Genomic DNA, 20,479 nt, shown 5'->3' with positions numbered 1-20,479 from the left:
CTCGCCAACGAAGGACCCACCCCCATCGAAGCAATCGAACCCACCGAATTCCTCCGCTTCGTCCTCCACACCTTCTAAAACCCGCACACCCAACGGGCAACACGGACAGTCCGTGTTGCCCGTTGTCGTCCGTGGATCATCCACAGCTGCCGAAAGCGGGGACTTTCGCTGAGTCCCCTGGGCAGCCCCGCCACAAAATCCGATTCCGACCTGAAAACCTCACACAATGGAGTGCATCGTGACACTAGAAGCCGACCTTCTAGCCCCCTTCCCGCCAGAGTTCCAGATCTCTGCGGAATCCGTCGCCGGCGCCCTGGCCGCTTCCAACGCGGAGGTTCCCCGCGTCCTGGTAGTGCTGGACGACGATCCCACCGGCACGCAGTCCGTGGCAGACCTGCCCGTGCTTACCCGCTGGGAAGTGGCGGACTTCGCCTGGGCTATTGGGCAGGGAAAGCCCGCCGTGTACGTGCTCACCAACACCCGCAGCCTCGATCCTGCCGAAGCGGCAGCACGTAATGAGGAAGTGGTCCGCAACGCGCTGGCCGCTGCAGCCGATGCGTCCGTCCGCCTGGGCTTCGTCAGCCGCAGCGACTCCACCCTCCGCGGCCACTACCCCCTGGAACCCGACGTCATCGCGGCCACGGTCGCCGAGGTCAGCGGCGAAAAGACCGACGGCGTTGTGCTGGTTCCGGCGTTCCCGGACGCCGGACGGCACACCATCGGAGGAGTCCACTACATGCGCGGGGCTGGGGGCGCCAAGGGCACCCTGGTTCCCGTCGCCGAAACCGAGTTCGCCAAGGACGCATCCTTCGGCTTCAGCACCTCCGTCATGGCCGACTACATCGCAGAGAAGTCCCAGGGCAGGTTCCCCGCGGACTCCGTGATCGTGCTGGACCTGAACATCATCCGTGCCGGTGCTGCCGCGCAGGACCCTGCCATTTCCGCCAAGGCCATCGCCGATGCCATCGAGCCGGCCACGGACTCCACCCCGATCGTGGCGGACATCGTCACCGAGAACGACCTCCGTGCCCTGGCCCTGGGCCTGGAAGAAGCCGAACGCCGCGGCAAGAAGCTCCTGTACCGCGTCGGTCCACCATTCGTCCGCGGCCGCATCGGCCAGGAAGTCCGCGCCGCATTGACCGGCGAAGAGGCCTACGAGGGCAACACCCCATCAGAGGCTGGCGGGCTCATCGTGGTGGGATCGCACGTTGGCCTCACCACGCGCCAGCTCAACGTCCTCACCGCGGAACACAGCTCCGCGCGCATCATCGAGATCGACGTCGAAAAGCTCCTCGCCAACGAAGGGGAAGCCAAGGCGCATTTGGACCAGACCGTGGAAGCCGTCGTCGAGGCCCTCCACGCCGGCGACGTCATCGTCCACACCAGCCGCCTGCTGATCAAGACCGAGGACCCCGCCGAAAGCCTGCGGATCGCCAGGACAGTGTCCGCCGCCGTCGTGGACGTGGTCAACCGGACCCTGAAGACCTTCCCGCCGCGGTTCGTCATCGCCAAAGGCGGCATCACCTCCTCCGACGTGGCTGCACACGGCCTGGAAATCCGCCACGCCATTGTCCGCGGCCCCATGCTGCCAGGCATCGTCAGCCTCTGGGAACCGGTGGACGGACCCGCCAAGGGCATCCCGTACATCGTGTTCGCCGGCAACGTGGGCGACGACGACTCCCTGGCCCAGGTCACCCGCAAACTCAGCTCGGCCTTCAAGGAAGGAGAACGGACACCATGACCAATGCAACTTCCACAGCCTGCCGCGATTTATACATAATCTCCGGGAGAGGTGTGGGCGCCTGATGCATACCCGACTGGACCATTTGGTCTCCGCCGCCCTTCAGCAGGGATCCGCAGTGCCGGCCTTCACCTGCTACGACTTCACCACCGCGCTGGCAGTCGTGGGCGCCGCGGAGGAATCCGGCAGGGGAGTGATCCTGCTGGTGGCCCCCAAGACCGCCGCCACCGCGAACGGCCTGCGGCTCATCGCGGCGCTCCGCGGCCTGGCGGATGCCGCTGCCGTGCCCGTCGCGGTGCAGCTCGACCACGCTTCCGACCTCGCTGTCATGGCCGACGCCGTCAAGGCAGGGGCGGATTCCGTCCTCGCCGACGGTTCGTCCCTTCCCTACGAGGACAACATCGCGCTGGTCCGGGGCGCCCGCGCGCTTCTGGGCGCCGACGTGGTCCTCGAAGCGGAACTGGGCGGCCTGGCAGGAGATGAGGATCGCGCCTTCTCCGCCGACCAGCCGGCAGGCCAGTCCGGTGCCGATGTAACAGGGCTGACCGACTCAGCGCAGGTGGAAGACTTCTTGTCCCGCACCGGCGCCCAGCTGCTGGCCGTGGCCGTGGGCAACGTCCACGGCAAGTACAAAGGCGAGCCGAAGCTGCGCTGGGACGTGCTGCAGGACATTGCCGCACGGATTCACATCCCGCTGGTGCTGCACGGCGCCTCCGGCATCCCCGCCGAAGAACTGGTAAAGGCCGCCGCCATGAACGTCGGCAAAGTTAACTTCAACACTGAACTGCGGACCGGGGTCCTGGCCGCCCTCCAGGACCAGCTTCCCGTCTACCGCGCGGACGGGGAGAACCTGCAGGGCCTGCTGGCAAAGTGGAACCAGTCCGCGAAAGGCTTCGCCGCCACCACCCTGGCCACGTTGGCACGGTAGGCGAGTTTATTGGCTTCCTGGAGGCTTTCCCGACTCGCCTAACATGCAAAAGAGCGTGGGCCTGAGGACTGTTTGGTCCTCAGGCCCACGCCATTCTTCGGATTACCTGATGATGGGCTGTGAAACCAATCTTTCAGGCGGCAAGTTCTGCAACGCGGCGTGCTAGATAGTCAACGCCGATGCGGGGACTGGTTAGAACCGTCTTGCCGGTCTTCTCCTGAAGTACTGCCCCAAGCCGGTTCATGGAAGCCTGAGCAAGGACGATCATGTCAACGTTTTCAGCAAGGTCAACTGCCTGATCGATAATCATGGCGTCATGCTTTTCGCGGTCTCCCGACATGAGTACGGAGAATGCTCCTTCGCACAACCGCTGTTCGATGGTGATGCCGCGGCCCATTTCATCTGCTTTTGACTGAATCAGATCCGAGGTCGGGCCGAGGGTGGTCGGCACCGTTGCCAAGACGCCGACGCGCTTGCCTTCGCTTGCGGCCTGGATCGCCATAGCCTCGTCAATCTTCACTACCGGCGTGTGCACATTCCGCGCCGCTACATCCAATGCGGGCCCGAGAGAAGAACATGCCGAGAAAATGATGTCGGCTCCGGCTGCTTCGGCCGCTTGTGCCAAATGGGTCATTCGGGCTTCACTGTTGGCCGAGATCCCCTGCTCTCGCTGAACCGTAGCCAGAACATCGGAGTCCACGAAGTGCATGACTTCCGCATCGGGAATCAGTTCGGCGATGAGGTCGTTGATTACAGGCTCAACGGAGACAAACACGAAGCTTGTGTGCAGAATCGCGATCTTCTTCGACACGCTCTTACTTCCTTTTCTGGTGCTGGGGTCTGACCAAACGGCAAACCTAAATGTGTTGTTGCCCGTATCCCAAGGGGTACAGGAGGTCCCCTGAATAGTGCACTTGGGATAGACAATATCCCGCAATATGAGATAATGTCAAGGATTAGAACTGGCGCTCGTTGCATCTTAGTTAGGGTTGTGCGGGCCCTGTCGTCACCCCGGGCTTCTCCTGTTTGCGGCCTACGCCGGGTGCTTGTCGATACATATGAGCCCAGCCGGTAGATTCGCGCGCCCTCAGGCAAGAGGAGATGAAAAGGACATGCGGAATCACGATGCCTCCAACAATTTTGCGGGGTCGGCGGTCGTTACTTCGGCGTCGTACGGACCCAAGACGACAATGCTCCAGCTTCAAACATTCGCGGGGGAACGCATCGATGTCGTGCTCGAGGACAAGCCCGACGCTGCGGGGGCTGCGGCTGTGAATGCCGGCCTTCGTCCGGTATCGGTCAAGATTTTGCTCACTGGCGAGCCGTGCAGTGTCTTCCTGCTGTCCCCCCAGGGGCCGCATTCAGTAGACGTCACGGTGGGTGTCGCTTTAGCCCTATATCAGTCAGGGGTCCGTGCGGTTGTCGACGGAGGCCTGCAGCTTGATGTGACTTGCTCAACCCGAAAGAGGACGGGCTTGCGTTTCCCCTCCTCGCTGCCCTGAGCGATCCCCTCTGTGAGTATTGACTGTATACCGACGATAGGACTGCATTTTGCCTGCACATGCCGAGGACCTTGTTCAACATCTGGCCCACTTTGTCGCCAGAGCAACATACACGGGGACTCCACCAGCTGCTGTCGAGGCCGCCAAAAAGAGTATTTTGGACACGTTCGGAGTGATTTTGGCGGCCAGTGGAACCGAGCCCGCCGTTCACGGCCTTATTGATCTCGTTAGGGAAGGTGCGGGCCGACCTGAGTCTTCCATCCTCGCCTTTGGCGGCAAAGTTCCCGCGATGATGGCGGCGCTGGCGAACGGCGCCATGGCGCATTGTCTGGACTTTGACGATCAAACCCCTTGGGGGCAGCACGCCTCCAGTTCCATCGTCCCCGCGGCGTTTGCCGTTGCCGAACGCATGGGCGGCGTGACGGGCCAGGACATGATCGCGGCGGTAGCGACTGGGCAAGACATTTTCGCCCGTCTAAGGTGCAATGTCACGTGGAAGAAGGACTGGAACCTCTCCTCGGTGATGGGAGTATTTGCGGCGACGGCGGCCGCCGGCCGCCTGCTCGGCTTGTCAGAAGAACAGATGGTCAACGCCTTCGGCATTGCCACCATGCAATCCTCCGGGGTGATGGAGCTTGTCGCCGGAACAGGCGGGGACGTGAGGGGAATGTATGCTGGCTTTTCCGCGAAGGGCGCCGTTCTAGCGACGCTGCTCGCCGGGCGAGGAGTGACCGGTGTCCCTACCGTTTTGGAAGGGGAATTTGGCTTTTTTAGGACCTACTTCACGGACTATGACAGGGACGCTATTCTCACAGGCCTCGGGACGGAATTCGAGGGCGCCGGAACCCTGTATAAGCTCTGGCCGACAGTGGGAACTGCTCACAGTCATATCCACGCCATAATCCAGTTGTTGAACGAGAACGCGCTTCACCTGGACGAGGTCAGACAGATCCGGCTTTATGTGGGCGACTACCACGATCTTATGTGCCGGCCTTTGCAGGAACGGCGCGCGCCGGCAACGCTAGTGGACGCTAAGTTCAGTCTTCCCTTCCTTGTGGCCGTCGCAGCCGTGCACCGGGATGTGAAGGTATCGCATTTCACGAACGAAGCTCTGAGAGACCGCCATGTGTTAGCTGTGGCGCAAAAGATAGTTCCCGTAAGTGATGCGGACCTCGACTGGAAGCTCGAACTGCCCGCAGGGCGCATTGAACTGGAGATGGTTGACGGTCGCACATTCGAGAAGACAGGGACTGGCGTCCCCGGGAATTCCGAGGCCCCTCTGACTTGGGACGCGATTGGGCAGAAATTCCGCGACTGCGCATCTGCCAGCGTTAGGCCGCTGAAAGTGGACCAGTTGGCAGGCGCAGAACATTTGGCCCGTCACCTCGAATCAGCCACTGACGCCGTAGAACTTGTACGTCTTTTGGCCCCGCGGGAGTGATTTCCCGGCGGGCAGGCCCGCAGGAATGTGCACAGGCATGACGGCAGGAGTTGTATAGGTCTGCCCCCAAGGAGTTAGTGGGCCCTGGTCAGCACTTGGCGCACTTAGGCGCACAGGGAAGGGCCTGAGCTCGGTTAAACCAGGCTCAGGCCCTTGGGAAGAATCGCCTCTTAGAAGGCACCGCTTCACCTTCAAAACCGCGCCGCCCTACCCTGGCTGACTTTCGTAGGCGGGGATGCGTTCCATGCGATGCGGCTGCGCTCCCTTGGGTCGGGATCCGCAGCCGCATCAGGCACAGATTTACGGAGCTGCCAGTGCCAGGTTCATCTGCTCGGGGGTGAGCAGGCTGGAAACCGGAATCCTGGACGGGATGTCCGGGCTGTTGGTGTCAAGGACGGAATCAGTGGTGACTACCGGGACATGTACGGGGACCTGAGCTGGCACCTGCTGTCCCTCCTTGATCTTGATTCCGGCGGTGACACCAAAGCGGGGGAACCAGACGTGGCTACTTGCCATCCAGGAGGTTGTGGAGACGCCTGCCTGCTTCGCCTGCTGCACAAGTGAGAGCCAAGAGTGTGTCATCACATCGCTCAGGAATGCCGGCGGGGTCTTGTGCTCATCGATGAACGGTTTTGCGAAGTCGTCGGTCGTATCATCGTAAATAATAGCTGCCGGCTCCTGCCCGGAGGCCAGGAGGGCATTCGCTGCCTGTGCCGCCCCTTGGGCCGTCCATTGGGTGAAGCCCTCTGTGGCCTGGGTCCAGCCGGCGCCGTCGAGGACCTTCTTGGCGCACGGCTGCCAAGCCGCGGCGTTGCTGTTACCGGGGATGCCCGTATACAGAGCATAGGATTTGTTGTTCCCCAGCTCCTTGACCAGAGTCTGCGCGCCCTCCGTATAGAGGTCGCAAAGTGCAAGAGGGACCTGGGCGGAAACGGATGATGCCGCTGTCTCCGGCAGCGGTGTGTTGTAGGTTACAACTGTGACGCCAGCCTGCTTGGCCTGCTGAAGCGCGGACGCGACAGCGCCTCCGAAGACCGGATCCGTCACGATGATGTCAACCTTCTGTGCGACGAGGCTTCGCAGGTTCGCCAGAACTGCTGCGACGTCACCGTTGGCGTTGTTGTAGACGATCTTCTTGACCTGAGGATAGGCGAGGGCCTGTGCGGTAGCTTCGCCCCGCATGGTGCTGGCAAAGGAGTTGCTGTTCTCCAGAGCGATGGCAACCGTCAGGGATCCATGACCCGTATCGCAGGAGCTCTGCTGCAGACAGGTCTTGAACAACTGGTTCTGCTCCGCCGTCATCGGCTTGGATGCGGCGGCCATCGTATCTGCAACTACGGGGTCCAGATCGGACACTGTGATGTCCTTGAGAAAAGTCTTCTTGATCGTGGCGGCCAGGGCATTCTGATCAACGCTCTGCGCGGTGATGTCGTCACCAGACGGGGACGCCGTACCCTTCGATCCGCTGGTTGAGGCCGTGGTAGTCGAGCAGGCTGCCAGCAGCGCCGACACTGCCAGTGCTGCCAAAACTTTCGGGACCAAGTGGTTCTTGCGAGGCCGTATCCGGCCAGGTGATTCTGAGTTCATCGAGCATTGCTCCTTAGTTAGGGGAATGGGAGATAGGGCTGGAGGGCCAAAGGCCGCCTTTAACTCGTGCAGGTGTCGCGCCTGCTGCAGTAGGTCTTTGGCCGGAAAGGGCTGGAGAAGTGTTCTCACTTGCGACGGCACACAAACTCGCCGGGTCCCGGTGGTCGAGACCCGGCGAGTCAGTGTGGAGTGGTTATGAGGCTGCCAGTGCGAGGTTCATTTGCTCCGGTGTGAGCAGGCTGGAAACCGGGACGCTTGAGGGGATATCAGGGGTGTTCGTATCAAGGACCGAGTCAGACGACACAACAGGGACGTGTACAGGGACCTGAGTGGGAACCTGTTTGCCTTCCTTGATCTTGATCCCGGCGGTGACGCCAAACCGGCCGAACCAGACGTGGCTGCTGGCCAGCCAGGACGTCGCACTGATCCCGGCCTGCTTGGCTTGCTGGAGTTCGGTGAGCCAGGAGTAATTCATGACGTCACTCAAGAAAGCTGGCGGAGTCTTCCGCTCATCAATGTAGGGCTTGAGGAAATCGTCGGTGGTGTAGTCGTAGATGACTGCGTCGGGTTGCTTACCGGAGGCCAGGAGCGCATTCGCTGCCTGTGCTGCGCCTTGGGCCGTCCACTGCGTGAAGCCCTCCGTGGTCATCGTCCAGCCGGCCCCGTCGAGGACCTTCTTTGCGCATGGTTGCCACGCTGCTGCGTTGCTGTTGCCCGGAATGCCGGTGTACAGGGCGTAGGACTTGTTGCTTCCTGCCGCCTTAACCAGGGCCTGGGCACCTTCCGTGTACAGGTCGCAAAGCGCCAGCGGAACCTGCGCGGAGACCAGGGGTGCCGCGTCGTCCGGTAGCGGCGTATTCACGGTCACAACCGTGATGCCAGCCTGCTTGGCCTGCTGCAGCGCAGACGCGATCGCACCGCCGAAGACGGGGTCCGTGACGATAATGTCGACCTTCTGTGCGATCACGCTCCGCAGGTTAGCCAGTACCGCCGCGACGTCACCGTTGCCGTTGTTGTAGATGATCTTCTTGACCTGAGGGTAGGCCAATGCCTGAGCCGTGGCTTCACCGCGGAAGATGTTGCCCCACGCGTTGCTACTCTGCATCGCCAAGGCCACGGTCAATGAACCGTGGCCAGTGTCGCAGGAGCTCTGCTGCAGGCAGGTCTTGAACAACTGATTCTGTTCCGCTGTCATCGGCTTGGAGGCCGCTGCCATCGTGTCCGCCACCACCGGATCCAGATTGGAAACGGGGATGTCGGTCAAGAATGTCTTCTTGATCGTGGCGGCGAGGGCAGCTTGATCGACGTCCTTTGCCGTGATGTCCTCGCCCGAAGCAGACGCTGTGGCATTCGCGCCACCCGGCGAGCTTGTCGTCGTGGAGCAGGCAGCCAGCAGGCCTGTGAGCAGACACGCTGTCATCAGTTTTAGGGCCGGGCGGGTCTTGAAAGGCCGCGGTCGGCCTGGAGAGTCCGTTCGCATTAGATATAACTCCTTAACGGGATCTGGGTTGGCGTTCAGGGCTTCTTTGCTATGAATGCCGGAGTCGCTTTGGCGCCTTCGGTAAGTCGACGTTTCAGCGGAACAAGGCCAGGAGGATCCTGGAAATGCGGCGCTTGAAGTTGTTCAGGTTGTTCCCTCACCTCGTGGGCACGACCGCGAGTGAATATCCTCTGGCGGTGCCCGATCAGGAGCGCCGGCCCAGATTGAAATGTAGTATGTCTCACAATGCGGGATTCGTCAACAGGTTGAGCGTCGGATGCTGCTTGAGTTCCATTGTGTGCTGGCTCACGATTTTTTATTGACCTTATCCCGTAATGTGGGATACCTTCAATTAGGGGTTGCCACGCCATAGCAGGCATCAGGCACGCCACCGGAACCCATGGACTGTACGGGGGGATGACATCGAACCTGTAAAGGAGCAGGAGATGTGTGGGTAGACAAGACAACAGGCAGAGGCCGGGAAACCGTCGGCCCGTTGTCTTCCTTGTCGCTGGCCCTGCGTTCAACTCTCAACCTTTACTCGGTGCAAGTGCTGCAGCCAGTTCCAAGGAAACTCAATCGTTCGGCTGTTTCGGCCGATACTTCAGCGAAGCAACGCTGCTTCTGACTCGGAGGTTCAAAGAAGTGCTGATGACTATGTGGAGGAATCCGCGATGACTACAGGTGTGACCGGAAACGGCCCAAGCAATATGCCCCAGCCCGCGGTCCAGAACCGGCTGACGGACCTGAAATACCGGTTCCCTGCACGATATCTTGCCAGCTGGGGTGCGCTACTGGTGTTGTTGGTCTTCGCGCTGGTCGTTGCGCCGGCCAGCCTGGGCGGCAACTCCGTAAAAGTAGTCAGCGCCCTGGCGGGCATTCTCGCTTTGGCTGCAATGGGGCAGATGCTCGTCGTCATGTTGGGCGCGATCGACCTATCCGTGTCAGCGGTACTGGCCGCTTCTGCCGGATTCGTCGTCCACTATGGCGTCCCTGGGGCTAACCTTTGGCTGGTGATTCCTGCAGCGCTTGTGGTGTCGCTGGTCGTGAGCGTCGTCAATGGCTTCTTTATCTGCGTTCTTCGCCTCAACTCAATCATCGTGACTTTAGCGACATACGGCATCGTTACCGGAGGCATGCTGTTGTGGACCGGGGTGTCCTTCTCGCTCACAGGCGAAGCTCCGGAACAACTGCAGCAAGTCAGCCAATGGTCATTCTTGAACATCAACACATGCTTCCTGGTCGCACTCATCGTGGGACTCATCGTGGCGGCGGTACTCTCCTATACCCGTGCCGGCCGGCGGGTCGCGCAGGTGGGGTCCAATCCGCGGGCTGCCACCGCCTTGGGAGTTCGGGTGACCTTGGTTCAAATGAGCACCTTTGCCGCTGTCGGGCTGCTTTACGGCATCGCCGGCGTCTTCCTCGCGGGCTTTATCGGAACTCCGGACATCTCCATCGGTGCGCCGTACCAGTTGGCGACTGTAACGGCAGCAGCTATAGCCGGGCTCGCCTTCAGCGGCGGTCCTACCAGTGTCGCCAGTCTCCTCGTATCCTGCGTCTTTTTGCAGTTGCTGGATCAGGCGCTGGTGGTCGCAGGTTTTTCAACCGGCGCGCGAATTGTGATCCAAGGCTTTGCCCTTGTAGTCGCGGTAGCTGCAATCACCATTAGCCAATACGGCATCGCTGGAATCCGCCGAATCGCGGCCCTGCAATTGGGAAGGCCGGTGAAATGACGAACCAGCTGACCCCGCCACCCTCGCGTAGGACTCAAGGAGAACATCTAGTGGAAAAGATTGTGGACGTAGGTACAGCACAGGTCAGTTCGCGTTCGACTGAACCGGACTCAAATGAGCCCGCTGTTGTCCTTCGCGGAGTGTCCAAGTCGTACCCTGGCGTGAAGGCACTTTCTGACGTGGATTTCGACTGCCGTCCCGGTGAAGTACACGCTCTTGTGGGCGAGAACGGCTCCGGAAAGTCCACGCTGATCAAAATTGCCTCCGGCGTGATCACATACGACACCGGTGAAGTCACTATCGGCGGACAGGCTTTGGCAGGCGGATCTGTTCGACGTGCCCGGAAGCTCGGTCTCGTCACCGCGTACCAGGACACCTCCCTGGTTGAGGAACTCACCGTCGCGGATAATATCGCTCTCTCCTTCAATGCGGTCGGAGAGCGCCGTCCGGCCGATCTGGACAGGCTGCTAGCCCGCTATGACTTGCCCTTTAAACCGACGGACTTGGTGGGAGCTCTAGGTCCGGGTGCGCGGCAGCTCCTTGAAGTCGCCAGGGCCATGAGCCACGAACCACGTGTGCTTATGCTTGACGAGCCCACTGCAGCCCTCGACATGCAGTACGCGGCTCATCTCGAGGGGCTCATCAGGCAGTCCAGGGACGAGGGAGTTGCAATTGTTTATGTCAGCCATCGACTGGAGGAGGTCCGTCGGCTCGCCGACCGGCTTACCGTCCTGCGGGACGGCGTCATGCAGGGAACCTACAGCGGTCGGGACTGGAAAGTTGACGACATCGTCGAACTTATGGTCGGTGCGCCCACGGACCTCGAGTTTCCCACACGGACGAAGCACCACACCGACAGCAACAGATTGGAAGTCCGGGATTTGGGCGGACAGGGCTACGGTCCTGTATCGATTAGCGTCCGCCCAGGCGAAATCGTGGGTGTCGCCGGTGCTGAAGGAAACGGACAGCGTGCTCTACTGCGCGGTCTGATCGGTGAGAAGCGCAGCTCAGGTGAGGTCCTGGTTGATGGCAAGAGCGTCGGAAGGGGCGGCCCCGCGGCAGCCCTGGATGCCGGCATCAGTTTCCAGAGTGGCGATCGTGCTGTTGAATCCGTCTACGGCGACCTGTCGGTAATGGAAAATGCAACAGCCCAGCTGGGTCCTGAGAGCGGCCCGTTCGGTCTTGCCCTTCCCGGTCGTCTTCGAGAAGCCTTCGGCAAGGTGTCAAAGCAACTCGGTATCGTGGCCGCGTCGCCCTACCAGCCCATCAGTGGTCTTTCGGGAGGTAATCAGCAGAAAGCGGTTCTTGCACGGCCTGCCCTACGCCGCCCCAAAGTCCTGATCGTTGATGAGCCCACACAGGGAGTCGACGCCCGTGCCCGCATGGACATCTATCGGGTGCTCTCGGGAGCGGCTGATGAGGGCATGGCTGTTCTTGTGAACTCCTCAGACTCTGCTGAACTGGCGGGACTGTGTGACAGGGTCTACGTGATGTCACGCGGAACGGTAGTACAGGAAATCACCGGGCCAACGACCGAGACCGAGATCGTACGCAGCTTTGTCAGCGCGGCAGGTGTGGATGAAAGCCATGCGGACCAAGTGCCCAGGGACGCCGGGTTTGTCTCCCGGCTGATGACCCGCGCCTCCTCGCATTTCCCCATCTTTGTCTTGGTGATACTGATGGCAATTGTGGCCGGATACGCCGGCAGCAAGTCGGATATCTTCTGGACGTGGCCGAACCTGGCGAACATGCTGATCCTAAGTCTGCCGTTGGCTTTCGTGGCTCTGGGGCAACAGTTCACCATGCTTTCAAGAGGTTTTGACCTCTCCATCGGGTCAACGATGAGTCTCACAGTTGTCCTTGTTTCGATGACGCTGCCGGATCTGAGCCCTGGCTCACTCCTCGCCACGGTTCCATTACTCCTCTTGACCGCTGCCGCCATTGGCGGATTCAACGCGATTCTGATCGGTTGGCTGAAGATCAACGCGGTCGTTGCCACCATCGCCACGACCGGCATCGTCCAAGGCATAGCCATTATCTTGCGGCCTACCCCAGCAGGTGTTATCGCGCCTGATCTTGGCACGGCAGTCAGCCTTGGGGTCGCGTTCGTTCCCGCCCCGTTCATTGTCCTGGTAGTGCTCACTATCGCCCTGGAACTGTGGCTGCATAAGAGCCGTATGGGACTGGCAGTGCGAGGCGCTGGCTTCAACCCCGAAGCGAGCCGCCGCATTGGTCGCGGAGTTGGCGCCATTCGTGCCGTCGGCCTTTTGGTGGCGGCATTTGGCGCGGTTGTCGCCGGCGTCCTTCTAGCATCGCAGACGGGGATCGGGTCCAACGCTGTGGGCGCCACGTACTCACTTCCCGCGTTCGCGGCAGTCTTCCTGGGCGGTGCTGTCATGACAGGAGGCAGGGGGTCATTCGTCGGCGCCGTTCTGGGCGCAGTGTTTCTCTCGCTTCTGGACAATGTAACTCCCTTGCTCAACATCCCCAACGCAACCGAACAGGTCATCTACGGCGTGATCCTGCTTGTCGCCGTTTCCGGTTACACGGTGGCGCAACGGATCCGTACCCGCAAATGACCCGCCACGAGCTTTCAGCGGTGAGGGTGATGCCGGAAACAGGGCGGCCGCCGCTTTTCCACCACACTGCCAGAACCTATCTCAGCGGTCCGCCAATTTAGGCAACGTCTCCCCATGGCCCCGGAGCCGATCCAAAGCGGTGTGAGCACAAGCAGCGAAACCGAGGGGCCGCTCTGGCTAGTACAGTCAGTGCGGCCCCTCTTTAGCCCCTATCACCGCGTGGACCGCCAAAGCGTTGACTATCAAACAGGCTCTCCAGTGAAGCTACTGCGTAAACAAGATACAGAACTAGGAAATAGGAATTCGACATGGTCTGGCAGGGGAAGTACGAGCGCATCTTCATCGGTGGGGAATGGGTGGAGCCGCCCGGTAACGGGCACATCGATGTAGTATCGCCAAGCACCGAACAGGTGATAGCAACGGTGCCGGCCGCGTCCCGGGAAGATGTTGACAGGGCCGTGTCTGCAGCACGGGGTGCCTTTGAGCGCGGACCCTGGCCGCAGTTGCCCTTGGAGGATCGCATCGACGTCCTGCAACGCCTTGCTGCTGCCATGCAGGAACAGTCTGAAATCCTGGCAGACCTTACTACCGACGAGATGGGCTGCCCCATCACCCAGTCGCGCAACATTCAAATACCTGCAGCCCTTGCGATCCTCAACTCCTATATCGAGATCGCCAAGAACTACCCCTTTCAGGCTGTCCGCCAATCCCCAACCGGTACAGCTCTAGTCGTTCATGAACCCATCGGTGTTGTGGCCGCTGTCATACCCTGGAATACCCCGCTGGCAAGCGCCATGCAGAAACTTGCCCCCGCCTTACTGACCGGCTGTTCCTTCATCCTCAAGCCCGCACCGGAAACACCGCTCACCGCTTACTGGCTTGCCGAAACGCTGGACGCTGCCGGGCTTCCGGCCGGTGTGTTCAGCGTCCTCCCCGCCGACCGCGAAACGAGCGAATACCTCGTATCCCACAAGGGAGTGGACAAGGTGGCGTTCACCGGTTCCACCTCAGCAGGACGCAGAATTGCCTCCCTAACCGGACAGGACCTGCGTCGTGTCACCTTGGAACTCGGGGGGAAATCGGCCGCGGTAATCCTGGATGACGCTGACTTCGATACAGTCACCGACCGCCTCCGGATGGGGTCCTTCCGCAACAATGGCCAAATCTGTAGTCTCAAAACACGGGTCGTGGTTTCCGAGCGACGCCAGCAAGAGCTCATCGATCGGCTGGTCACAATGGTGGGATCGATGCCGGTAGGAGACCCACATGATCCCGCAACCCAATTCGGCCCCATGGTTTCCGCCCGACAAAGGGGAATTGTCGAGGATTACATTGAGATCGGCAGGAAGGAAGGCGGGGAAGTCCTTCTGGGTGGCGGCCGGCCTTCGGGTCTAGACCGCGGGTGGTACGTGGAGCCCACAATCTTCGCAGGAGTTGAACCTGGAGCTCGCATTGCACAAGAGGAGATCTTTGGGCCTGTGCTCGCAATCATCACCTACCGTGACGAGGCGGAGGCCATCGACATCGCGAATAACTCCCCATATGGGCTCAACGGCTCGGTTTTCACTAACGACATTGAGCGCGGACTTTTCCTTGCACGGAAAATACGGACCGGAACAGTGGAAATCAACGGTAGTCCGGTCGGTTCCTTCGCCCCCGTTGGCGGGTTTAAAGACAGTGGCATTGGCCGTGAGAGTGGCCCGGAAGGCTTCGATGCCTACCTTGAAGTAAAGTCGATCGGACTCCCAGAGGGCTTCAGGTCGCAACCGGTGTGAAACGGCGATTGCCCCTGGTCAAGCCGATTCAGCAAATAATACAAGAAATCCTGTAATATGGGATTTTAAAGTCCAGGTCCTGATCGACCTTGCCGTTCTGACCACGATAAGGATGCACGCATGACTGAGCGCGGTTTGCCTACTTTGGTAGGTGAAACGACAGAAACTTCGGATAACGCCGGTAGCCTGGCGAGGATGCTGCAGATTCTGGAACTCTTCACGGAGGCAGGGCCGGTTTGGTCGACGGCCGATTTGATCGAGGCTCTTCAAACCTCACGATCCACCGGCTACCGCTACATCAAGACCCTGCACGACGCAGGACTTCTGACGACCGTTCGCAACGGCTATTACACGCTCGGTCCGCGGATCATCGAGATGGACCTACAGATCCGCCAAACTGACCCTCTGCTCTTGGCCAGCCACGGCGTTCTCGATGATCTGGTAGAAAAAATCGGGCACTCAGCTCTGCTCCTCACCGCCTTTCGTGACTCTGTCCTATGCATCGGGGAGAGCCGAGCGCCGAAAAGCCCGGAGAACCGGTTCAGCCGGGGCCAGCGGCGCCCGATGTTCCAAGGAGCCGGCTCTAAGGTGATTCTTGCCCATCTTCCCCACCATCGCCTTAAAGCCCTCTATCCGCGGCATCGCGACGAAATTGAGAGCGCCAAGCTCGGCAGCACGTGGAGCGACTTCCGCAAAAGGCTGGGCGAGATCAAGAAGGACGGGTACCTGCTGACTCTGGGAGAATTTAACCCGGGCGTTTATGGTGTAGCTGCGCCCATCCTTACAGACCAGAAAACAGCAGTCGGCAGCGTCGGTGTTGCGTGGGACGAAAATGAGCGCCGCGACCTGGACGTCAAGCAGGCGGTAGCCGCAGTGAAACACGCGGCGACCACCATTAGCGAACGCCTGCAAGACATGCAGCGCCAGTCGTAGGCCTGCCCCCGGCTGCGGCTATGGGATAGCTCAAACCGCAATAGTCTGGCCTCCCCTTGCTCCCACCCCGGAGGGCGCACGGACTGAAGATCGCCACGTCGCCCGTGCATGCCGCTTGGGTTACCGGTTTTGCGCTTCTCCACTCACTGGAATGCACGCGGGCGACCGGCGGTTGGGGTTGCACCAAGCGTTAGAAATGAAGGATTGAACGCTAATGGGTCTGTGCGCTGGCGGCGCACAGACCCATTCGAGTTTCTTATCGACGAGGCCCCTGAAGATTTGACCAGAACCGCTCGTTTAGATTCCCACCGTCTGGCCGCCGTCGATAACCATGGCATGACCTGTAGCGAAGGATCCGAGATCGGATGACAGCCAGAGCACCGCCGAGGCGATTTCCTCCGGTCGGCCCATCCTGCCGACAGGCTCTTGGCCGATCACGCGTTCGCGACCTTCAGGTGTCCCGCCTGAGAACCGGTCCATCATTGGCGTCTCGATAATTCCAGGGCAAATGGCGTTTACCCTGATCCCCTGGGCAGCGTATTCCAGTGCGACGGATTTCGTCAGGCCTATGATCCCGTGCTTCGAGGCGACATACGCGGCCTGGTCCCGGATTCCCACTACACCTGCCCCCGAAGATGTGTTGACGATGGATCCACCGCCGGTTTTGAGCATCGCGGGAATCTCGTACTTCATGCACAGGAACGCGCTACGAAGGTTGACATCCAGTAGCCGTGACCACTCGTCCTCAGTGATGTCTACAAGAGGTGCCGGCGGCTGTTCGATCCCGGCATTGTTAAATGCAGCATCGAGTCGGCCGAACTCCTTGATCGTCTGACCGATGACAGCCTGAATGTCCCTGGAGGACGTAACGTCGCACTTGGCTGTCAGCACGCGGCCGCCGTGCTCGCCCGCCAGGCGCGCCGTCTCGTCATTTCCCGCTGCATCAATGTCAGCCAACACCACGTCGGCGCCTTCGGCCGCAAATGCTATTGCCGTCGCACGGCCGATGCCACTTCCGGCTCCGGTCACAAGAGCAACCTTTCCGGCAAATCTGCGTTCCGTCATGTTAGGTCTCACTTTCCTTTATGGTGACGGGGCCCGCCCAATTGGCGGGCCCCGGATTAGGGACTCCCCTATGTGAATAGTTGGCTAGCGCGATACCAGCTGGCGAGGTTCCACGGGTTCTCCTGCGGCGTAGCGTCCACGCAATTCAACCTCGAGTTCTTCCAGAGTCCGGCCCTTGGTTTCCGGGATGTACCGGAACGCGAAAACTGCGGCCAAGACGTTGAGCAGCATGAAACTTGAGAATACGGCCACCGAGCCAAACTCTTCGGCGGCAATTGGAAAGAAGAATGAGATGAGTGAATTTGCCACCCACAGCCCGCCCAGGCACGCACCCATGGCGAAGCCGCGGATGGGAAGAGGGAAGAGCTCCGAGAGTACGAGAAAACCTGTGGTGCCCAGGAAGGTCACCATGAACGCCGTGACCAGCAGCATGAACAACAGGATCAGATATGAACGGAACGTGGACTCGGGCAGCAGGTAAGTTACGAGCAGACCCAGATGCGAAGCCGCGACACCTCCGAAACCGAGCAGCATCATTTTCCTGCGGCCCATCAGACCGAGGAGCCACATGCCGACGATCGTAAAGACGATCATCGCAACCCCGACCGTAACGGATGCCAACAGAGACGCTGACCGTGTGAGGCCGGAGGTCTCCAGCACCGTCGGTGCGTAATACATCACGACATTGATGCCTGTGGTCTGCTGAGCGACTGCCAAGATGATGCCGATCAGGATCAGAAGCTTCATCCATGGTTCAGTGCGCAGAGTGGCCAGGACGGAGACTTTGCCTTGGAGGTGGTCAGCTTTCACGATGGCCGAGATCTGTGCGTATTCAGCCTCCACCCTGTCCGCGTGATGTGCCCGTTCCAGCGTGCGCTTCGCCTGCACCCACATCTGCTTGCTCGCGTACCACCGCGGAGTGTCGGGAAGGCTGAGCATGCCAAGGAGGAGTCCGAGGGCAGGTATGAGTGCGATGCCAAGCATGTAGCGCCAGACAACGGCGTCGCTGATGAGGTTTGCAAGCACCGCGTTGATAACGAATGCAAGAAACAAGCCAATGACAAGCATGAGTTGGTTCACTGTAACGATGCGGCCCCGCTGGGATGCTGGCGCCATCTCGGCCAAGTACAGCGGAACGACAACAGATGCGACACCAACTGCATAGCCGAGCGCGATACGGGCAGCAACGAGGACCATGACATTTGGCGCCAACGCACAGGCGACTGTTGCGACGGAGAAGATGACACCGGCTAGTACCAGGGACTTCTTGCGACCGATGCGGTCAGCAACGGGGCCGCCGAGAAGTGCGCCCACCGTGGCGCCGGGGAAGAGCAATGAGGTGACGACCAAACCTTCGGTGACGGCCGTCAGGGCGAAGTCTTCGCGCAGATACACGAGGGCTCCTGCGATTACGCCGGTGTCGAATCCAAACAGGAGACCACCCAGGCTGGCGATCATGGTCAGCCGGAATAAAAAGGTTCTTGGATCTTCACGACGGGTCGCCGCTGGAGAAGCCACTGTGGGGTGTGAGCTATTGGACATCGTTACTCCTAGTGGTCCGTGGAACGGACTACCGGGGTTCCGCGCTGATTCGATCGGCATTGGTCGGTCATGCTTTTACTACCTTTGACTTGGTGTTCAATGCTCGTTGGGAGCGAACACGGCGATGTGTTGGTAACCATGTCGTTGCCGACCCTGCACCATGCTCAGGACAAGCAGGCCCGGGAACAGCAAAACCAGTGCACAGCTGGCCATTCAGCAGTGACTGGTGACACAATTTTTGCGAACAGACTTGAGAATATCCTGTATTGTGAGACTTGGTCAATCGAGAAGGAGGAGTTGTTGTGACTTCCACCTCCGCAGCTGGCGGCCCAAGAAAGCCGGCGAAACCTCACGACGGTTTGTCCGAACGCTTCACGGCTGCAAAGCGGGAGTGCTGCTTGAGAACAAGAATTGCAGCCAGAACGCCGAGCCGCCAGAGGCGCGATATGGGCCTCATCCTTGCAGTTCAGTCGGCCCCTAACAAGAGCGAAAGGTTCTGAAGAGAATGCGCGCAAGCACCGGCACAGTAACGATGCTGACGGACTACTACGCTGCCATGGAGGCAAACACTCCCGACGAGTTCAGTTCGTACTATGCCGACGACATGACGCTGACGTTCGGCAACAGCCCGGAGATTAAGGGGCGGGCCGACATCACCGCCGCCTTCAGTGCAAAGCTCAATGAGGTCGCGTCGCTGGGACATGATCTCGTGAATGTATGGGAGGAAGACGGAGGAGTCGTCTTCTTCGAGTCCATTGGACGCTGGACGCTCCTCGATGGAGAGGTGGTTGAGATCAAGGCAGCCTCCAAGATCACCATCCTGAACGGGAAGTTCGTGGATCAGCGCATATACGTGGACAACGCACCGGTCGACGAAGCGCTCAAACGTGAAACTGCCCGTCGCACTGCCTGAATCACACTAGAGACAACTAAAGGGAAAGGACCTTGTTATGACCGGAGAGCACCGTGAATACCAGTCACGGCTGATCGTTACTGGCTTGACTGGCGACGGTAAATCGACATTCGTAAGTGATGGCCCCACCACGGACCGTCTCGTCGCAGACGGATATACCCGGAACCATCTGTGGCAGGCCACCGAGGTACCAACGCCCGTAATGGCGTCAAACGGTCCCGGCGGCGCCTCCGTCATCCCGCCACCGCCGGGAGGCTACAACTACGTCATTACGGCGTTTGCCCCCGACAGTGAATGGGACTACGAGGGCGGCTATGCCCGCATCCTGGCGGAATCGGGAGCAGGGGATGCGGTCGATCCCGATGATGCTCCAGGCATGCATACCACCGACACTGTCGACATCGTCACCGTCATTTCCGGCGAGGCTGTCGTCTTGCTCGACACGGGCGAGACCATCATGCGGCAGGGCGACACCATAGTTCAGCGAGGAACAAAACACGCCTGGCGCAACCGGACCGACAAACCCTGCGTAGTGTCTGCTGTTCACGTCAGCGTGACTCGATAAGTCTCCCTACGGTGTCGGCGGCCGGCAACGCGGCTGCCAACACCATTCCGGCTCGCAATACGAGAATGGAAAACCAGTGTCCGAAAAAGATTCCCATGCTCCGCGCTTTGGCCGGCGCGTAGTCGTTGGTGTCAACTCCAGCGGAGCGTCCGCCGTTGTCAGCGACGACGGGAGCATTCCCACCACGGAACTTGCCAACGGCATCATTTTGCAGGAGGTGTGGCAGCAGCGAGATGTTCCCGCGAAACCACTGGACCACCCTCAACCTGACTGGACCCTGGGGCCGGCCGCACCCACGGCCGGAGCCGTTGTCAGGATTCTAACCGTTCCGGGCGGCCATGGTAGCGGGCCAGAGGGACCAGACCTCCACACCGACGCATCACTGCATGTAATTACGATGCTCGAAGGCGAGCTGATCATTGCACTTGAAGACGGCAATGCCACCCTCCGCACCGGTGATTCCATTATCTTGCGCGGAAGTATGCACGACCTCCGCAATGAACAAGCCGATCCCGCGACCTTCGTCTACACCTCATTTCCGCTCAGAAACGAGTAACTCATAAGAACGCCGCGGGCGGGTTAGACGGCTCCAGAAGTAATGTCGGGTCCGTGGATTCCCAACGGGGGAGCCCTTGCGTGGCTGAGACTGGCTTCCATGGGGGAACTCAGCGCGTGGTGGGTCCTTCGTTGGCGAG

Annotated in this window: 15 protein-coding genes; 10 read left to right on the top strand and 5 right to left on the bottom strand. The window is 60.2% G+C overall.

Features of this window, described 5'->3' with window-relative positions; translation table 11 throughout:
* The first annotated feature begins 238 nt into the window (after positions 1-238).
* Together RM50_RS18345 and RM50_RS18340 are read left to right on the top strand one after the other, a co-directional pair.
* Positions 239-1,741, top strand: a complete 1,503-nt coding sequence (locus RM50_RS18345) for a four-carbon acid sugar kinase family protein (protein ID WP_043455700.1) — start codon at positions 239-241, stop codon at positions 1,739-1,741.
* 64 nt (positions 1,742-1,805) lie between these two features.
* On the top strand, positions 1,806-2,669 hold the full coding sequence (locus RM50_RS18340; protein ID WP_043455697.1) for a class II fructose-bisphosphate aldolase: 864 nt from the start codon (positions 1,806-1,808) through the stop codon (positions 2,667-2,669).
* 133 nt (positions 2,670-2,802) lie between these two features.
* Here the strand turns inward: RM50_RS18340 and RM50_RS18335 are convergent, their stop codons facing one another.
* Positions 2,803-3,480: an aspartate/glutamate racemase family protein gene (locus tag RM50_RS18335; protein ID WP_043455695.1), complete on the bottom strand. Its 678-nt coding sequence runs from the start codon at positions 3,478-3,480 to the stop codon at positions 2,803-2,805.
* 740 nt (positions 3,481-4,220) lie between these two features.
* Between RM50_RS18335 and RM50_RS18325 the strand changes: the two genes are divergently transcribed.
* Positions 4,221-5,612, top strand: a complete 1,392-nt coding sequence (locus tag RM50_RS18325; protein ID WP_043455691.1) for an MmgE/PrpD family protein — start codon at positions 4,221-4,223, stop codon at positions 5,610-5,612.
* 300 nt (positions 5,613-5,912) lie between these two features.
* Here RM50_RS18325 and RM50_RS18320 read toward each other — a convergent pair whose 3' ends face one another.
* Both RM50_RS18320 and RM50_RS18315 read right to left on the bottom strand, forming a co-directional pair.
* Positions 5,913-7,199: a substrate-binding domain-containing protein gene (locus RM50_RS18320; protein WP_082007138.1), complete on the bottom strand. Its 1,287-nt coding sequence runs from the start codon at positions 7,197-7,199 to the stop codon at positions 5,913-5,915.
* Positions 7,200-7,392: 193 nt separating this feature from the next.
* The gene (locus tag RM50_RS18315) at positions 7,393-8,679 is read right to left on the bottom strand and encodes a substrate-binding domain-containing protein (RefSeq protein ID WP_082007137.1); all 1,287 of its coding nucleotides are present in this window, start codon (positions 8,677-8,679) and stop codon (positions 7,393-7,395) included.
* A gap of 674 nt (positions 8,680-9,353) precedes the next feature.
* Here RM50_RS18315 and RM50_RS18310 point away from each other — a divergent pair.
* The 4 genes from RM50_RS18310 (at position 9,354) to RM50_RS18295 (ending at position 15,699) form a co-directional block, all read left to right on the top strand.
* Positions 9,354-10,412, top strand: coding sequence for an ABC transporter permease (locus RM50_RS18310; RefSeq protein WP_156133915.1), 1,059 nt, complete (start codon positions 9,354-9,356; stop codon positions 10,410-10,412).
* Positions 10,413-10,462: 50 nt separating this feature from the next.
* Entirely contained in the window at positions 10,463-12,991 is a 2,529-nt protein-coding gene (locus RM50_RS18305) for an ATP-binding cassette domain-containing protein (RefSeq protein WP_167562186.1), read from the top strand.
* A 308-nt stretch (positions 12,992-13,299) separates the two neighbouring features.
* A complete protein-coding gene (locus RM50_RS18300; protein ID WP_043455679.1) occupies positions 13,300-14,766 on the top strand; it encodes an aldehyde dehydrogenase in 1,467 nt (488 codons plus the stop codon).
* A 120-nt stretch (positions 14,767-14,886) separates the two neighbouring features.
* Entirely contained in the window at positions 14,887-15,699 is an 813-nt protein-coding gene (locus RM50_RS18295) for an IclR family transcriptional regulator (protein WP_052260355.1), read from the top strand.
* A gap of 297 nt (positions 15,700-15,996) precedes the next feature.
* Here RM50_RS18295 and RM50_RS18290 read toward each other — a convergent pair whose 3' ends face one another.
* Positions 15,997-16,764 (bottom strand): glucose 1-dehydrogenase, encoded by a 768-nt coding sequence (locus tag RM50_RS18290; protein ID WP_043455678.1) that lies wholly within the window; start codon positions 16,762-16,764, stop codon positions 15,997-15,999.
* Between the two features lie 84 nt (positions 16,765-16,848).
* Positions 16,849-18,306, bottom strand: coding sequence for a sugar porter family MFS transporter (locus RM50_RS18285; protein ID WP_052260353.1), 1,458 nt, complete (start codon positions 18,304-18,306; stop codon positions 16,849-16,851).
* 505 nt (positions 18,307-18,811) lie between these two features.
* Here RM50_RS18285 and RM50_RS18280 point away from each other — a divergent pair.
* The 3 genes from RM50_RS18280 (at position 18,812) to RM50_RS18270 (ending at position 20,340) form a co-directional block, all read left to right on the top strand.
* Complete coding sequence (locus RM50_RS18280; RefSeq protein ID WP_043455676.1) at positions 18,812-19,219, top strand: nuclear transport factor 2 family protein; 408 nt, start codon at positions 18,812-18,814, stop codon at positions 19,217-19,219.
* Between the two features lie 37 nt (positions 19,220-19,256).
* Entirely contained in the window at positions 19,257-19,784 is a 528-nt protein-coding gene (locus RM50_RS18275) for a cupin domain-containing protein (RefSeq protein WP_043455674.1), read from the top strand.
* A 76-nt stretch (positions 19,785-19,860) separates the two neighbouring features.
* A complete protein-coding gene (locus tag RM50_RS18270; protein WP_043455671.1) occupies positions 19,861-20,340 on the top strand; it encodes a hypothetical protein in 480 nt (159 codons plus the stop codon).
* Positions 20,341-20,479 lie beyond the last annotated feature (139 nt).

This window comes from Pseudarthrobacter phenanthrenivorans, assembly GCF_000813845.1.
In the GTDB taxonomy this organism is placed as follows: domain Bacteria; phylum Actinomycetota; class Actinomycetes; order Actinomycetales; family Micrococcaceae; genus Arthrobacter; species Arthrobacter phenanthrenivorans_B.
This window is presented reverse-complemented; position numbering and strand designations above follow the sequence as displayed.

Coding starts and splice junctions, on each gene's coding strand:
- RM50_RS18340 (WP_043455697.1), top strand. CDS start 1,806: ATGCATACCCGACTGGACCATTTGGTCTCCGCCGCCCTTCAGCAGGGA.
- RM50_RS18320 (WP_082007138.1), bottom strand. CDS start 7,199: ATGAACTCAGAATCACCTGGCCGGATACGGCCTCGCAAGAACCACTTG.
- RM50_RS18315 (WP_082007137.1), bottom strand. CDS start 8,679: ATGCGAACGGACTCTCCAGGCCGACCGCGGCCTTTCAAGACCCGCCCG.
- RM50_RS18310 (WP_156133915.1), top strand. CDS start 9,354: ATGACTACAGGTGTGACCGGAAACGGCCCAAGCAATATGCCCCAGCCC.
- RM50_RS18300 (WP_043455679.1), top strand. CDS start 13,300: ATGGTCTGGCAGGGGAAGTACGAGCGCATCTTCATCGGTGGGGAATGG.
- RM50_RS18295 (WP_052260355.1), top strand. CDS start 14,887: ATGACTGAGCGCGGTTTGCCTACTTTGGTAGGTGAAACGACAGAAACT.
- RM50_RS18290 (WP_043455678.1), bottom strand. CDS start 16,764: ATGACGGAACGCAGATTTGCCGGAAAGGTTGCTCTTGTGACCGGAGCC.
- RM50_RS18285 (WP_052260353.1), bottom strand. CDS start 18,306: ATGTCCAATAGCTCACACCCCACAGTGGCTTCTCCAGCGGCGACCCGT.
- RM50_RS18280 (WP_043455676.1), top strand. CDS start 18,812: ATGCGCGCAAGCACCGGCACAGTAACGATGCTGACGGACTACTACGCT.
- RM50_RS18275 (WP_043455674.1), top strand. CDS start 19,257: ATGACCGGAGAGCACCGTGAATACCAGTCACGGCTGATCGTTACTGGC.